The 16141-nt window shown below is 43.0% G+C and carries 14 protein-coding genes and 1 pseudogene; 2 read left to right on the forward strand and 13 right to left on the reverse strand.

The window, feature by feature from the left end:
- Nucleotides 1-66: 66 nt before the first annotated feature.
- The 8 genes from metA to miaA all read right to left on the reverse strand — a co-directional run bounded on the left by metA (nt 67) and on the right by miaA (nt 8614).
- A complete protein-coding gene (gene metA, locus A0O21_RS05895) occupies nt 67-987 on the reverse strand; it encodes a homoserine O-acetyltransferase MetA (RefSeq protein WP_067062755.1) in 921 nt (306 codons plus the stop codon).
- Nucleotides 988-1092: 105 nt separating this feature from the next.
- The gene (locus A0O21_RS05900) at nt 1093-1611 is read right to left on the reverse strand and encodes an adenine phosphoribosyltransferase (protein WP_067065177.1); all 519 of its coding nucleotides are present in this window, start codon (nt 1609-1611) and stop codon (nt 1093-1095) included.
- A gap of 219 nt (nt 1612-1830) precedes the next feature.
- On the reverse strand, nt 1831-4035 hold the full coding sequence (gene recJ / locus A0O21_RS05905) for a single-stranded-DNA-specific exonuclease RecJ (protein WP_067062758.1): 2205 nt from the start codon (nt 4033-4035) through the stop codon (nt 1831-1833).
- Nucleotides 4032-4790 carry an SDR family NAD(P)-dependent oxidoreductase gene (locus tag A0O21_RS05910; protein WP_067062762.1) on the reverse strand — a complete coding sequence of 253 codons (759 nt, stop codon included), beginning with the start codon at nt 4788-4790 and terminating at the stop codon, nt 4032-4034. The genes recJ and A0O21_RS05910 overlap by 4 nt, the downstream gene beginning before the upstream one ends.
- Nucleotides 4787-5716 carry a ribonuclease Z gene (rnz, locus tag A0O21_RS05915; RefSeq protein WP_067062765.1) on the reverse strand — a complete coding sequence of 310 codons (930 nt, stop codon included), beginning with the start codon at nt 5714-5716 and terminating at the stop codon, nt 4787-4789. Before rnz ends, A0O21_RS05910 begins: the two co-directional genes overlap by 4 nt.
- A gap of 14 nt (nt 5717-5730) precedes the next feature.
- Nucleotides 5731-6369, reverse strand: coding sequence for a cystathionine beta-lyase (locus tag A0O21_RS05920; protein ID WP_067062768.1), 639 nt, complete (start codon nt 6367-6369; stop codon nt 5731-5733).
- Nucleotides 6362-7603, reverse strand: a complete 1242-nt coding sequence (hflX, locus tag A0O21_RS05925; protein WP_067062773.1) for a GTPase HflX — start codon at nt 7601-7603, stop codon at nt 6362-6364. The genes A0O21_RS05920 and hflX overlap by 8 nt, the downstream gene beginning before the upstream one ends.
- 123 nt (nt 7604-7726) lie before the next feature.
- On the reverse strand, nt 7727-8614 hold the full coding sequence (gene miaA / locus A0O21_RS05930; RefSeq protein WP_067062779.1) for a tRNA (adenosine(37)-N6)-dimethylallyltransferase MiaA: 888 nt from the start codon (nt 8612-8614) through the stop codon (nt 7727-7729).
- A 144-nt stretch (nt 8615-8758) separates the two neighbouring features.
- Here miaA and A0O21_RS05935 point away from each other — a divergent pair, with 144 nt between their 5' ends.
- On the forward strand, nt 8759-8935 hold the full coding sequence (locus A0O21_RS05935; protein WP_067062780.1) for a DUF3042 family protein: 177 nt from the start codon (nt 8759-8761) through the stop codon (nt 8933-8935).
- A gap of 127 nt (nt 8936-9062) precedes the next feature.
- Here the strand turns inward: A0O21_RS05935 and A0O21_RS05940 are convergent, their stop codons facing one another.
- The 5 genes and pseudogenes from A0O21_RS05940 to A0O21_RS05960 form a co-directional block, all read right to left on the reverse strand.
- Nucleotides 9063-9671 carry a TipC family immunity protein gene (locus A0O21_RS05940; protein ID WP_067062781.1) on the reverse strand — a complete coding sequence of 203 codons (609 nt, stop codon included), beginning with the start codon at nt 9669-9671 and terminating at the stop codon, nt 9063-9065.
- A 53-nt stretch (nt 9672-9724) separates the two neighbouring features.
- Nucleotides 9725-10240: a TipC family immunity protein gene (locus tag A0O21_RS05945; RefSeq protein WP_335740065.1), complete on the reverse strand. Its 516-nt coding sequence runs from the start codon at nt 10238-10240 to the stop codon at nt 9725-9727.
- A gap of 151 nt (nt 10241-10391) precedes the next feature.
- Nucleotides 10392-11009 carry a TipC family immunity protein gene (locus A0O21_RS05950; RefSeq protein WP_067062784.1) on the reverse strand — a complete coding sequence of 206 codons (618 nt, stop codon included), beginning with the start codon at nt 11007-11009 and terminating at the stop codon, nt 10392-10394.
- Nucleotides 11010-11024: 15 nt separating this feature from the next.
- Nucleotides 11025-11579 (reverse strand): annotated as a pseudogene (locus A0O21_RS05955) (T7SS effector LXG polymorphic toxin); the annotation flags it as partial.
- Nucleotides 11580-11735: 156 nt separating this feature from the next.
- Nucleotides 11736-14429, reverse strand: a complete 2694-nt coding sequence (locus tag A0O21_RS05960; RefSeq protein ID WP_067062792.1) for an AAA family ATPase — start codon at nt 14427-14429, stop codon at nt 11736-11738.
- A 253-nt stretch (nt 14430-14682) separates the two neighbouring features.
- Between A0O21_RS05960 and ald the strand changes: the two genes are divergently transcribed.
- The gene (gene ald, locus A0O21_RS05965; protein WP_067062797.1) at nt 14683-15780 is read left to right on the forward strand and encodes an alanine dehydrogenase; all 1098 of its coding nucleotides are present in this window, start codon (nt 14683-14685) and stop codon (nt 15778-15780) included.
- Nucleotides 15781-16141 lie beyond the last annotated feature (361 nt).

The following is a 16141-nucleotide window of genomic DNA, read 5'->3' on the forward strand; positions in this document are numbered from 1 at the left end:
GAACAGGGGCAGTGCAGCTTGACGGCTATCGACCTCTTTCATTCCAGACAGCCTGCTTCCTTCTCATTATTTTTTCAGTTCTTCTAAGCGATAAGGTGTTTCCTGATAGACCGCATAATTAATCCAATTGCTAAAGAAAGTAGTTGCGGCTAAATTCCAAGTCATGACAGGGTTTTTTTCTGGATTGTCATTAGGGAAATAATGTTCCGGTACAAAAGCCGGTTTGCCGGCCTGCACATCACGCTGATACTCTTTTTGCAGCGTATCCCTGTCATACTCCAAATGGCCAAAACTATAGACCTCACGCAAATCTTTGCTGGCTAAAATAGACAAGCCGACCTCTTTGCCGGCAGCTAAAATATCCAAATCTGTCTGGGCTGCAATTTCCTCAGCTGCAACTTCTGTATAACGTGAATGCGGTGCAGTAAAGACATCATCAAACCCGCGCATTAGCGGATTCTGTGCTTCCAGTACATCCTGCTGATAAATACCGGATAATTTCTTTTTCAGCATCACTTTATCAAGACCGTATTTATAATAAAGACCGGCCTGCGCCCCCCAGCACAGGTGCAAGGTAGAATAAACATGCCTTTTCGCCCAGACAAAAATCTGGCAGAGTTCCTGCCAGTAGTCCACCTCTTCAAAGGGCAGCGTTTCTACGGGTGCGCCGGTAATTATTAAGCCGTCATAATAGTTATGCTTAATATCGGCAAAGGTTTTGTAAAAAGCCGTCAGATAGTCCGCTTTGGTGTTTTTGGACTTATGGCTGGTCATATGCAGAAAATCAATATTTATTTGCAGGGGGGTGTTGGCCAGCAGACGCAGAAGCTGTGTTTCAGTCGCTTCTTTAGTCGGCATTAAGTTAACAATAACAACCTCTATGGGTCGGATATCCTGCTGAAGAGCCCTTTTATCATCCATGATAAAGACGTTTTCGGAACGTAGGGCAGCGAGCGCTGGCAAATCTCTATCAAGTTTAATCGGCATAACGGCATCTCCATTTCTATAATCTGTTACTTAAGATTATAAGATATGCCGATATAGTTTTCAATTATGTTATTTTTCTAGTCAGATATAGCTTTAGGCTATAACCTAGCTGGGGAATTTCATTAAAACCTTAGTGTCATAACCGGAAATCGCCTCACGGCCATTCAAGCCATCCAGCTCAATCAAAAAAGCACAGCCTGCCACGACACCGCCCAGCTTTTCAATCATTTCAATCGTCGCTTTGACTGTTCCTCCGGTTGCCAGCAAGTCATCAACTATCAGGACACGCTGTCCCGGTTTAATAGCATCTGCATGCATAGTCAGCGTATCCAGCCCGTATTCTTTCTGATAATCTGCAGAAACCACTTCACGCGGGAGTTTTCCGGGTTTACGAACAGGCGCAAAACCGATACCTAGCTCAAAAGCAACAGGACAGCCGACGATGAAACCGCGTGCTTCAGGTCCCACAACCATGTCAATTTTCTTATCCGTTGCATACTGGACAATCTCGCGCACAGCATAACTGTAAGCATTGCCGTCAGCCATCAGAGGGCTGATATCACGGAAAAGGACACCCTTTTGCGGGTAATCCTTAATTGTTGCAATATAATTTTCTAAATCCATTATCTTACTTTCTAGGACATCTGCCAAAAAATCATTTACTCTTTATTATAGCACGAAATCTTTTTTTACACATCTTTAATGTAAAAAATCAGTCTTTTTCTGTTTTCAGTATAACCCCTAACAAAAGTGCAGGGCCGGTTTGAAACAGCTCAGCAAATAATTTCAGCACAAACCTAAAACCTGAAAGAGGAAAAGCTGCAGCTTTCTTGCTTCTTCAGTTTAATCATCTTCCTTTAAAAAGGCATACATTTCCTGCGGCGTTCCTAAGGCCATCAGCTCCTGAAGTTTAACAAGTTTTTTTAGGTCCTGATAAATACGGCTGTCAGTAATTTCATGTTTTTCTGCCTCCTTATTGACAGTCATCACACCGTCTGTGATGGCTACAAAATGGAGTTCCGCAAAAATCTGAATCATTTTAACCAGAAGAATATCTGGGATTTTAAGGTAGCCAGATAATTCTTTTAATTTGTAGCGGATATCAAATTCAGGGAAACGGTAAATTGTCTTATAAAGCTTAGCAAATTGTTCCCGAGTGCCGTAGCCGGTCAGGTAGTACTGATGCTTTATGCGATTTTTAAAATAAATGACATCAAACTCTTTACCTGCAAAAAGAGCTTTTAATTCTGCTGGATTTTCGGGTATATCCAGCAGAACGACTTCTTTGCTGTGGCTGTCAGCAGTCAAAATAGGAACATCAGAAGGGAGCGGGGTCTGATTTGAGCGAATATCCAGCAGCTGAATACCCTCTACTCTTGCATCCTCCAGCATAAGCTGCAGGCTGGTCTGGCCGTTCCATTGGTTAATTGATAAGGTCACAGCCAACTCTAAATTCTGAGCCTGCTGAAATTCCTGCAGGAGATTGCCTCTATTAAAAGCCACAAGGTCAAACTCTTCCTTGCCTTGAGCAATTTTAAGCTTTAAATGCTGACTCTTTTGCCCCATCGTCCGTGCCTGTTTAACTGAAAAATCAGTCAAATGAAAAACAGGCTTTTTATTATCCATACCAAAGGGGGCCAATCTGGTCAGACTGGTGACTGTTTCAAGGCTTAAGGCTGATAAATCAAGAGAGGCATCGAGCTGTAAGGCCTTTTTTTGACTGAGATCAATCGCTTTAGCAGCAATATATTCCCTTAAAGCACCAGCCAGCTCCTGAACCTTATCAGCCTCTAAGGTCATGCCGGTAGCACCGCTGTGGCCGCCAAAGGCCATAAAAAGATTGTGATGCTCTGTCAGGGCTTGAAAAATATCGACTGTCTCCACACTTCTGGCACTGCCCTTAGCTATACCGTCTTCAATATTAAGGACTATTGCCGGCTGATTTAGCTCTTCTACTATCCGACCGGCCACAATACCCAAGACTCCGGGATGCCAGCCGGATTTAGCCAGAACCTGAACAGGCTGACTTTTATCGACCATTTGCAGCGCTTCACGAAAAATCGTCTCAACAATCTCTTTTCGTTCTTCATTTTTCTGATAAATCATAAGCGCTAAATCCTCTGCCTCTTCTTCATCGAAACCGGTTAAAAGTGCTACAGCAGGATTGGGATCATCTAAACGTCCCAGGGCATTGAGCTGAGGAGCTAATTTAAAAGCAACTGTTTCTTCATTGACTTGTCCGCTGTCAGCCTGCGATAAGCGCAGGAGTTCCTGCAGGCCAAAGCGTTCACCAGACTTTAAAATCTGTAGGCCCAGTCTTACCATAATACGGTTTTCACCAGTCAGGCTGACCATATCTGCTATAGTTCCTATAGCAACTAAGTCCAAAAGTTCTGCCGGAACAGATTCCAACAAGGCACAGGACAATTTAAAAGCGACACCGCAGCCGGCCAAATCTTTAAAAGGATAGGTGCTTTTGGGATGCTGCGGGTGGATGATGGCATAAGCTTTCGGCAGCTCATCAGGGATACTGTGATGATCGGTCACAATGACATCGATTCCTTGCTGCTTTGCATATGCAAGGGCCTCATGACCAGCCACACCGTTGTCAACTGTAATAATCAGAGAAACCTTTTCCTGCTCAATAAAATATTTATAAACTGATTGGTTGGGACCGTATCCATCTGTAAAACGGTTCGGCAGATAAACTTGAACATCGCCTCCCAGCATTTCCAGAGCTTCTTTGAGTACAGAACTGGCTGTCATGCCGTCAGCATCATAGTCCCCATAAATCAGGATAGATTCTCCCTTTTCAATTGCCTGGCGAATCCGTCCGACACTTTTTTCCATATCATAAAGCAGATAAGGGTCGTAAAGGTCTGACAAATCAGCGCTTAAAAAAGCCTTCAGTTTTTCAGCACTGTCAATACCTCGCCGATAAAGAACTGTGCTGGCTTCTTTGCTTAGCTTTTCTTTTTGCGCCAGCTTCAAAAAATCAGCATCAGGTTCTTGAACAGCGATTTCCCATTTGTACTTTGCTGAAATCATTTATAATTAAACACCTTTCTGGCTAAAAAATCTGATATTCTGGGGAAAAGGACATAAAGTTTATAGCTGAGTGCTAAAAACCAGGGTAAATTGATCTCCCGCTTATTTTTCCCGAATGACTTAACCATTTTTTCAGCCACAACAGCAGCCGGCAGTGTATATTTTTCGACACTTTTTAAATAAGTGCCTGTGGGATCAGCAAAATCAAAAAATTTCGTTGCCACAGGTCCGGGATTAACTGTTGTGACATAAACATTCTTATCAGCTAATTCTAAACGCAGTGCATTGGAAAAACCGATAACAGCAAATTTACTGGCAGAATAAACACTGGCCTTGCTGGTTGCTATCAGTCCGGCCATGCTGGCAATATTAATCAGATGTCCGTTGCCGGCCTCTGCCATCCTAGAGCCGACTAGGCGCGAAAAAGCCATGGTCGCAAAGGTGTTAACAGCAAACATCTCCCTAATCTCTTCAGATTTGTATGATTCAAATGGCCTAAAGTCACCAAAACCCGCATTATTGATAAAAACATCAATCTGCCCAAATTCCTGATAAAGGTAATCGACCATCTGTTCTATAGCGTGATCATCTCTAATATCCAGAGCCAGGCAAACACAGTTTTTCCTCTGTTTGTACAGAGTCTCCAAGCGCTCCTTGCTGCGGCCTAAAAGAATCAGGAAATCGTCAGCAGGAATCTGGCAGACAAGCGCCTGAGCCAGGCCGCCGCTCGCTCCTGTTATCGCAATTATCCTCATACCGTTACCTCTTCAAAGTCCTTCACCAAATGCGTATTTTTAAAAATTGTTTTGGCATCTGCTTCCAATTTGCGGCAGTCGCGGGCCAGAAAACGGGCGCTGATATGATTGAGCAGGAGGCGTTTGGCAAAAGCCTCCTTAGCGACATCCGCTGCCTGCATATTAGTAGAGTGCCCGTGAGCCTTGGCCAGCTTTTCATCCCCTTTGCCGTAGGTTGACTCGTGCACAAGAACGTCAGCTCCCAGTCCCAGACGGACACTGGCATTTGTCTTGCGGGTATCTCCTAAAATGGTAATCACCTTACCTTTTTTAGGAGCCGAAATATAGTCGCTGGCAACAATTTTACGGCCGTCTTCTAGGACAATGTCCTGTCCTTGTTTCACCTTGCCAAAAAGCGGCCCAAAAGGAACACCGGCTGCTTTCAAGGCTTCTGCGTCCAGACTGCCCTCCAAGTCTTTTTGCATGACCCGATAACCGACACAAAAGATACTGTGATCTAATTTTTCAGCATAGACCGTAAATTTTTCAGTTTCCATAATTTTTCCAAGTGATTTTTCACCCAGTTCGTGAAAATGAAGACGGTAAGGAAGGCGGGTTTTTGCTGTCTTTAAACTGGCTGTCACATAACTTTTAATTCCGACAGGTCCATATATATCGATAGCTGTTTGTTCATCATTGGCCTGAAAAGCCCGGCTTGACAAAAAGCCCGGCAAACCAAAGATATGATCACCATGCAGGTGGGTAATAAAAATTTTTTTAATCTTACGGGGTTTTATGGCTGTCTCTAAAATTTGCCGCTGCGTGCCTTCGCCGCAGTCAAACATCCAGATTTCATTAATTTCATCCAATAATTTAAGCACCAAGCTTGATACATTGCGCATCTTAGCCGGCTGTCCTGCTCCTGTTCCTAAAAATTGCAATTCCATACGTTCTAAACTTTCTATTTTTTGATATAAATAATGGCTTGATGCTGAGCAAAGCCATAGTATCTTTGTCCTGAAAAAGGAGCTGCCAACTCTAAAAGTTCTTCTTGATTAAAGCCGGTCAGTTTAATCACCTTATCTGCCAGCTCTGATATCTGGCTGAGCTGGCTGGACTGAGGGGTCAAGTCTCTGCAGACAGTCTCTGAAAAAGCAAGGGGGGCCATCTTGATTTGGCCGGCATCACAATAAATGCTGTACTGGGGAAAAATCTGTGCTAATTCAAAAAGGAGTGATTCGGTTATCTTCTCTGACTTTTCCGAAAAAACAAGGGCCTGTTCTGCTTCGTTTTCATAAACAAAACCGTAAGACTTCCCCGATAAATTCAGACGGACAAAAGGCTTTTCTTCTTTAAAAGAGGGGCTGTCTGTCAGCAAACCTAAGGCCTTTGACAATTCAAAATAATAGCCAGTAGCCGCTTGTGGAGACTGTTTTTGGTAGATTTCCGCAAAATAGGCGTTGATAACACTGGGCGGAGGCGTAATAAAAGCCATTTTTTCCTGATGAGACGAAAAGCGAGACAGCACATTGTTCAAGTAAATGCGGTCCAGCTGTGTAAACCCTCCGTATTTCAGGCCTAAAGCAATATAGTCAGTCATAAAAGTCTTCTAATCTCCATTTATTTTCTGGGGCAATATAGGCGCGGACTGTTTGAGAGCCGCTGCTATCGGCAGACCCATAGTTCAAAAGAGCATATTTCCCCAGCTCGTAAAGCTTGCCATGACGATCAGCAGAAAGGTTCAAATCAAAAACTGTGAACTGTTTTTTGATTTCTGCTATGAGCTGCTGCTGCAGTTTTTTCTTGCTCTTTTGTTCCCTTGCTGAAAGCTGGATATAGGGAAAAAGAGTGGGACTGAAGTGTTCAGCTAAGTCGATTTTATTATAGACCGTCAAGCGCGGAATACTCATCATATCTAATTCTTCCAACAGCTTTAAAACAAGACTCTCCTGCCTCTCATGCTGCGGATCACTGGCATCAATAACATGCAGAAGCATATTGACATGCCGGCTTTCTTCCAAGGTTGACTTAAAAGCTGCAATGAGTTCTGTCGGCAAATCCTGAATAAAACCGACAGTATCCGTCAAAGTTGCCTGAAACTGTCCTTGCAGATAGAGCTGTTTTGTTGAGGAATCCAAAGTGGCAAATAAACTGTCAGCAACATATTCGTCTCCTCTGGTTAAAAGATTCATAATGGTTGATTTACCGGCATTTGTATAACCGACTAAACCGATTTTAAAGGTATCAGCTCCTAAGCGCTCCTCCCGAAGAAGCTGCCGGTTTTGGCTGATTTTTCGGAGTTCTCGTTTAATCGTTGTCATTTGGCTGCGAATCAGACGGCGGTTAAGCTCTAATTGACTTTCTCCCGGCCCGCGGCTGCCAATTCCCCCAGCCTGCCGACTTAGAAAGGCACCTTTCCCAGTCAGTCTGGGCAGCAAATAATCCAGCTGTGCCAGCTGAACCTGAAGCTTGCCTTCATAACTCCGGGCATGTAAGGCAAAAATATCTAAAATCAGCTGCATCCGGTCAAGAACCTTCAGGTTAAGGGCTGATTCTAAATTATTATGCTGTCTGGGACTGAGCCGGTTATTAACAATCAATGTGTCAATATGCTTTGCCTTGATTATGGACTGTAAATCAGCTAATTTCCCAGAACCAAGCAGAAACCTGCTGTCATACTGAGAACGCTTTTGGCTGCTTCTGGCTGCCACATGGGCCCCTGCAGTCTGAGCAAGTCTGGCTAATTCATTCATAGAGGCAGCAAAATGACGCGATTCCGGCAGCTCTACACCAAAGAGCAGTACACGTTCCTGTTTCGGCGCTGTTGCAAGCATTTCACACCTCTTTTCCAGCCTTTGTGACAGCTTATATTATACCATAAAACACAGCGAAAAGAAGACTCTCAGCTACCAAAATCACAAGCAAAAAAGACTGAAAAAGGTTATCAGTCTCTATCATCAGCTTTCTAAAAAATCTGTTACAATTTGGTTAATTTTAGCTTCAGTACCAGGGACAGATAAATCATAAAAAGGCACCTGCATTCTGTTTCTAAACCAAGTCAGCTGGCGTTTAGCGAAACGGCGGCTGTTTGTTTTAAGTTTATCGACTGCCTGCTCCAGACTCTCTTCTCCGGCAAAATAAGAAAAGAATTCCTTATAAGCAATGGCTCGGCTGGCCTGGACATGCGGGTAATTATCATAAAGCCACTGAGCCTCCGTCAGCAGCCCCCTCTCCAGCATATCATCCACCCGCTGATTAATACGGCGATAAAGTTCTGCCCTATCGGTATTTAAACCGATGAGCAGGACATCGTAGTCAGCCGGTTTATTTTGCAGCTGTTTCTGTCCAAAACGCTTTAATTCCAGAGCACGGATAGCCCGCCTGCGATTAAGCTGAGGGACAGTCAGTTTCTGTTCAGCTATTTTTGCAAAGAGAGCAGCATCAGATAAGCTTTCCAGCTCTTTACGGTAAGTCAAAAGGGCTGTTTGATTAAGAGAACCGCCCAAGTGGTAGCCTTCAAGGAAACTTTGAATGTAAAGTCCTGTCCCGCCGACAATAAAAGGAATTTTTCCGCGTTTTACTATATCTCTGACCGCAGTTTGAGCCTCCCTGACAAAGTCATAGGCCGAATAGGTCTGTGTAACATCACGCACATCAAGCAAGTGGTGCCGAACCTGTGCCTGCTCTTGAGGGCTGGCCTTGGCTGTTCCGACATCGAGCTGACGGTAAACCTGCTGGCTGTCGCCGCTGATGATTTCCCCTTTAAAGGCTTGGGCCAATTTAATTCCCAGAGCTGTTTTTCCCACTGCTGTAGGACCAACAATGGCCAGCAGTTTTTCTGACATTTTCCTTTACTCCTTTTAATTTTTACGCAGCAGCTAAAAAACTTTTCACTTGCTATTTCCGTTTTTTTTCGCTAGTATATATTATAACACAATGAGGGGGGCTTTTAGGTTGGCCTAAACTCATAAACAAAAGGAGACATTACTATGGCTAAAAAATTTGCATTTGCTAAAGGTCTTGCTACCGGAGTGCTAACGACTGCGGCTACTGTTGCCGGTGCTGTTTTTGCAGTGAAAAAGACTATTATTGACCCTGAAGAGGAAAAAGCAGCTTTCATTGAAGAAAACCGTAAGAAAGCAGCACGCAAGCGTGTCGCACACTAATATTAACTATCTTTAAATCAAATAAGAGCCCCCGGAGAATCAGAACAATCTGGCTTTCCGGGGGCTCTTATTTTAATTAACCTTTCTCTGTCTTAGTTGTATTCTTTACTGCTTCAAATACATCTCTTCACCACTTCTCCCACTCTGTCACGACCTTGACATGACCATAATCAGCAGGAGAATAGTTACTGTCATAGATCGCACACCAGTCAGTCAGCACTTTTTGATTGATAATCTCATCATAGTAACGGTCCAAATCGGCTGCCGTGATGCCATAGTCAGCCAAATATTTCTTGACTTGTGAGGCTTTATCAATATATTTGTCAGGGTCACCTTGTTTGATGATTTGAACACTTTTTCGGAATCTTTTTTCTTTCAAAGAATATCTGCCAAAAATCCAAATTCGTATATCTGGTGCCAGCTCTTTTTCAAAAGAAAGAAAAACTGTCCTAGTATCTTGAGTAAAATGAAAAATTAATTCGACATTTTTATAAGTATCGGGAAGGTATTTATTACTGTATACAATATCAGAGTAAAAATGAGAATCATCGTACTCTTGATATTTTCGTACATCTACACCATTCAAACTGCTAAAAATATTTTTATTTTTATAGCTTTTTTTCGTTTCTTGATACATTTCGTCAAATATATTTTGCGGCTGTCTCATATAGTGATAGTAGAGCCCCGCTGAGAGAACCATCAAAACAAGAGCTGTCATTAAGATTGTTTTTTTCATTTGTAAGCCTCTTTGCACTCTCACATCGCTTGTGTCTGTTTATACAGGCATCATTACCACTTCTCCCACTCTGTCATGACCTTGACATGGCCATAATCAGCAGGAGAATAGTTACTGTCATAGATTGCACACCAGTCAGTCAGAACTTTCTGGTTGATAATCTCATCATAGTAACGGTCCAAATCGGCTGCCGTGATGCCGTAGTCAGCCAAATATTTCTTGACTTGTGAGGCTTTATCAATATATTTGTCAGGGTCACCTTGCTTGATGATTTGAACTTTTTTTTCAAATGTTTTTGACTTTGCGATATATTTGCTAAAAACCCATATTTCTACACCTGTTCCTATTTCTCTTTTAAAAGAAATGGACATTGTACGGTACCGCCTTTCAAAATTAAAACCGACCCTTATTTCAGTATACTTATTTGGTAAACTTTTTTCATTGTATCTTCCAAAAGGAGTATATTTAGAATATTCTCCATCACTCGGCCAAGAACCTCTGATATCGAAACCTTCAATATCCTCCAAAATATTATGACTGCGGTAAGTCTTTTTCGTTTCTTGATACATTTCGTCAAATATATTTGCGGCTGTCTCATATAGTGATAGCAAAGCCCTGCTGAGAGAATCATCAAAACAAGAGCTGTCATTAAGATTGCTTTTTTCATTTATAAGCCTCTTTGCACTCTCACATCGCTTGTGTCTGTTTATACAGGCATCTTTACCACTTCTCCCACTCTGTCATGACCTTGACATGGCCATAATCAGCAGGAGAATAGTTACTGTTATAGATCGCACACCAGTCAGTCAGCACTTTCTGGTTGATAATCTCATCATAGTAACGGTCCAAATCGGCTGCCGTGATGCCATAGTCAGCCAAATATTTCCTGACTTGTGAGGCTTTATCAATATATTTGTTAGAGTCTCCTTGTTTTAGAGCTATTTTAACAAATTTTTTCAATGTTCTATCTTTATGAGTATATAATCCCCATATTCTTACTCTAATCTTAGAATTGATGTCCTTTTCAAAAGCAAGAAAAATAAGCTTAGCATCACTTTGAAAATTAAAACTGATAGCAATATCAGAATACCCATTAAACGTGGTTTCTTCACTATATGTTCCGAATGGTGCTCGCGCAATGTTGGGATCATCACTCGGCCAAGAACCTCTGATATCGAAACCTTCAATATCCTCCAAAATATTATGACTGCGGTAAGTCTTTTTTGTTTCTTGATACATTTCGTCAAATATATTTTGCGGCTGTCTCATATAGTGATAGTAGAGCCCCGCTGAGAGAACCATCAAAACAAGAGCTGTCATTAAGATTGTTTTTTTCATTTATAAGCCTCTTTGCTATTTAGCGGCCGCTTCTAAACGATCCAAAAACTGTGAAACATCGCTGTAATGCTCGGCAATATAGGCCCTGCTTTCTGTCTCACCTGCTATCAGAATATCTGTCGGAACCAGACTGCTGTATATCGTTTGTTTGACTTCACACCAGTCCTCGTTTTGAAGAAATTCTTTTTCCCTTACAGTATCATCTTTCGCCACATCCCTATAGTAGGACGACATAGCCTTATCATAAGACTGCCCTTGTTCTATCCGGCCGGCAATATTAACGGCATCCAAGTCAGCCTTATAGTCATCTTCACCGATACTGGGAGTCATATCGTTAGCATTATAGGTGGTATCACCTTCCCAGCCGGATAAATCTTTAACATTCTCCCGACCGCCGTAAAGATCAGATAATTGGAAAAATGCTGGATTTAGATGGGTGGCCATAGTGATAGACTGATGGGTAAAATCCGCATTTCCCGCGCCATTATTGGAATAAGCCTGAAGCTTTTCATTCCAGAATTCATCAAAGCCTTTACCTGTCCCATAAGCTTCTTTGTAGTTTTTTTCAGCCGAAACCCCACAAGCGCTAAGGATTGTCTTTGTTTTTCGGAAAGTCTGCTCTTTGCTATTATCTGTAACAACTGCCGAAATAGCTGCTGGCAGTTTCGACAGCTGTTTACTGACAGGGTCAAAAATAGGGGTGCAATAGCTGCAATTGAGCAGGTTTTAAGAACGACTTCTCTTGTTTTCTTGTTTCAAGACTTGGATTTCTTTGTCAGCTGTAATAAGAATGCGGTCTCCTCGCTTGATGTCACCATTAATCAGCATAGTGGAGAGTTTATCCTCGATCAAGCGAGTAATACCGCGTTTCAGCGGTCTGGCACCGTTAATAGGATCTGAGCAGGTGCGGGCAATAAAGGCTGCAGCTTTTTCATCAAAACAAGCGTCAATCCCTTGGTCAGCAATGAGAGCTTCCTCTTCTTTTAAGAGGAGTTTGGCAATCTCAAAGAGCGCCTGCTCATCAAAAGGCTTGAAGGTGACAATTTCATCAATACGGTTTAAAAATTCGGGCCGAAAATAACTTTTTATGGCAGACTGAGCATTATTATTAATGTAGTCATAATCCAGCTGTGAAGCCAACTGGCCAAAACCGATTCCTGAGGTCTGCTGACTGTCTCCCATGCCTAAATTAGAGGTCATAACAATAATAGTCTCTTTAAAATCGGTCGTCACCCCATTGCCATCGGTCAAGATGCCGTCATCAAAGACTTGCAGCAGAATGTCAAAAATTTTCGGATGAGCTTTTTCAATTTCATCGAATAAAATCACCGAATAAGGTTCTTGACGCACTTTGTTGGTCAGCTGTCCGCCGCCTTCAAAACCGACATAGCCGGGCGGTGCGCCAATCAGTTTAGATACTGTGTGCTCTTCCTGAAACTCCGACATATCAATACGAATCATGCGATTGTGCTGGCCAAACATCTCGGCTGCCAGTGTCTTGGCTGTTTCTGTTTTACCAACACCGGTCGTCCCTAAAAACAGATAAACACCGACCGGACGGTGGGGATTGCGAAAGCCGGTTTTTGAACGAATAACGGCTCTTGAAATGGCATCAATCGCTTCTGACTGACCAATAATTTTTTTGGAAAGACGTTCCGGCAGCCGTTTCAGTCTGTCCAGTGAATCGGCTCTGTCTGCTTCTTTTGTGGATACCTTGATATCTTTAAGGGGAATGCCTGTTTTTAAAGCTACCGCTTTTTTAACATCTTTGACACCGACCCGCAGATTGTTTTGAGGATTGGAGGTCATTTTGTTTCTTGATTTTTGAAAATCTGCCTGAAGGTCTGACATTTTTTGCCGCACTTTGTCAATCTGTTCCCTGTCAGGAAATTCTACCGCTTGAAGCTGTTTTAGCTTATTCTTTAATCTCTTTAGCTTGGCATCATAAGCCTGATTAGCCTTTGAAACTGTCCCGCCCTCAATACTGACCAGAGCACCGGCATTGTCAATAACGGTAAAGGCGCTGTCAGGCAACCTTTCCTGCAGCAAGTAGCGCTTGGCCAGTTTAACAGCTCCGCTGATAGCTCCTTGGCTATAGCGCAGGTTATAATGATTTTCGTAAACCGGAATTAAGGCTTTGATTATTTTTTGAGTATCTTCAAGTGACGGCTCGGCAACCATTATTTTTTCAAATCGCCGAACTAAGGCAGAATCACGCGCAATGTAATCCTGCCACTCTCTGGGAGTGGTAGCGCCGATAATCCGGAAATCACTGCGGGCCATAACTGGCTTTAAGGAATCTGTCAGAGATTTTCCTTCCCACAGCATATGAATTTCATCAATAAACAGGATAACATTTTTCTCCCGCGCCATCTCGTCAATAAATCTCAAAACACCTCGATTATATTCCCAGCGAAGAGCTGCATTTAAATCTTTAAGACTGAACTGCAGAATTTTTTTCCCCTTTAGCGAAGGGATTTCCTGATTGACGATTTTTATCGCTAAGCCTTCAACAATGGCTGATTTCCCAACACCGCCTTCACCCAAAAGGGCGACATTGTTTTTATCCCGCCGAACCAGGGCCACTTCAATATTCTTAAGTTCTTTTTCACGACCGATAACCGGCTGCAGCAGGCCTTTTTCCGCTTTTTCTGTCAGATCTGTAGCAATATCCTCTAAGATAGAATAATCGGGATTATCCAGTTTATGAGAGATCTGTTCTGACTCCGCCTCTCTTTTTTGCTGTTCTTCTTCAGCACGTCCATCACGAAAGTCACTCCAATGGTAATAGCCCTCACGAACCGAAAAACGGGACTGAATATCTTCCAGTGACAGCATCAGATGGGGGTCATATTTCAGCATTAATTTTTCGATAACCTGACAGGCATTGGAGGTTTCATCCTGCACCATGCCTATCAGTATCCAGTAACTGTCAATACCGCCTTCCGGGACATTCTGAAAGCGCATCTCTTCAGCGAACTCAAGGATTTGTTTAACATTCTCACTCAGAAAGAGATCCTGGGCATACTTAACTCGCGTCTGCGTTGCTGCTTCCTGCAGGAATTGCACCGGATTAGCTTTCAGCCATCTTGCCCGGAGCTGCCGCCGACGCCGCTCTGGATTGCTTAAATAATCGTCACGCTCATCCAGAACGATTTCCATCCGCTCCTTTACTAAATCAGCCGCTTCAATTTCTTTTAGAATTTTGGTTTTTGTAATTGAATAGCGCCCCAAAGCATAATTAGCTCCTGAATCAACAGTCGAAGCCAAAGCGGACAGTAAATCCTGCGACGTCATCAGCTCTCTCTTATCTGCTTTAACCAGTTCAGCCGCTGTTTCTAAAGCTTCTTTTGTTTGTTTGGTCAACTTGTATTCAATAATATGGGAATTATTGGACATCAGACTTCCTTTCCATACCATGATTTTTTCGTTTTTTTCATTATAACAAAAAGAGATTCTTTTCTCTTTATTTTACAGTTTTATTCTTTTTAAAGCAAAAAAAACACTGTTACTCTTTACTGTCAGATAAACTGTTAACTAATTGTAAAATTTTTTGTCTTTCTTTTATTTATCAGTTTTCTATCGCAACAGCAGAATGAAAATTCAGACTTTTTCTTGACTAGCCAAAATCTTTGTGCGAAAATATTAGCATATAATGAAAGGGGTTACACTTATGATTATCGGTATACCTAAAGAAATTAAGAATAATGAAAACCGTGTGGCTATTACACCTGCGGGAGTTTTGGCCTTCAAACAAGACGGTCACGATGTTTGGATTGAAAAAGACGCCGGCAGCGGTTCAGGTTTTACAGATGCACAGTATGAAGCGCAGGGAGCTGTCATCAAAGATAAGGCCCAAGACGTTTGGCAGGCTGAAATGGTGCTGAAAGTCAAAGAACCGCTGGCAAGCGAGTATGCCTACTTCCGTCCCGGACTTCTCCTTTTTACTTACTTGCATTTAGCTCCTGCTCCTGAGCTGACTCAGGCTCTTATTGACGGAGGAGTCATTGCGATCGGCTATGAAACGGTTGAAGATCATGGAACCCTGCCTCTCCTCAATCCTATGAGTGAAGTGGCCGGCCGCATGGCAACCCAACTCGGTGCACAGTTTTTGACAAAAATTGAAGGCGGATCCGGTATTCTTTTAGGCGGCGTTCCTGGGGTGAAAAAAGGCCGTGTCGTTATCATCGGCGGAGGAAATGTCGGTGTTAATGCCGCCCAAATGGCTGTCGGGCTCGGAGGAGATGTCACTATCCTTGATGTCAATCCTCAGCGTCTGGCCCAATTAGATGCGCAGTTTGGCGGTAAAGTCCAGACTTTGATGTCCAATGCACTCAATATTGAGGACAGTGTAAAAGAAGCTGACCTTCTTATCGGAGCCGTTCTCATTCCGGGAGCCAGAGCACCAAAACTGGTAACAAAAGAGATGATTGCCCAAATGAAGCCAGGGTCAGTTGTCATTGATGTTGCTGTCGATCAGGGCGGAATTATCGAAACAGCTGACCGCGTAACCACACATGATCAGCCGACCTACCTTGTAGACGGAGTGGTGCACTATGCTGTAGCCAATATGCCCGGTGCTGTAGCCAGAACTTCTACTCTGGCACTGACAAATGTTACGCTGGGCTATGCACTGGAGTTGGCCAACAAAGGCGCTGACAAAGCTCTGGCTGAAAGCCGTCCGCTGCGCACAGGACTCAATATTTACCGAGGTAAAGTCACCAACAAAGCAGTCGCCCAATCACTAGGACTGACCTATACAGACATATAAAAACAAGATACAAAGGCCGTCAAAAGAGCAAAGCAAAAATAGAAGACTGGACGAAGAGCCATAGGGCTCTAGGACAGGCTGTCTTTTTTGCACAGCTCTTAGGCCGTGTTCAATTCATCAAGATACAAAGCCCGTTAAGAACATAAAAGGAAAATAGGGGACTGACTGAGGAATCGCCAGATTCTAAATCAGGACATAGTTCACAGAGCAGTCACATTCCTAGGTCAGCTTCCTACGACTGCGTCTTTTCCCCCGCAGCGTTTAGGCTTTATCAAAAGAACAAATTAAGAGGCTAGGACAACAGTGTCCTGCCTCGTTTTAGTTTTATTAGACATATGCGTTTGACGCAGTGGTTGATTGG

This window comes from Streptococcus pantholopis, from assembly GCF_001642085.1.
Lineage (GTDB): Bacteria > Bacillota > Bacilli > Lactobacillales > Streptococcaceae > Streptococcus > Streptococcus pantholopis.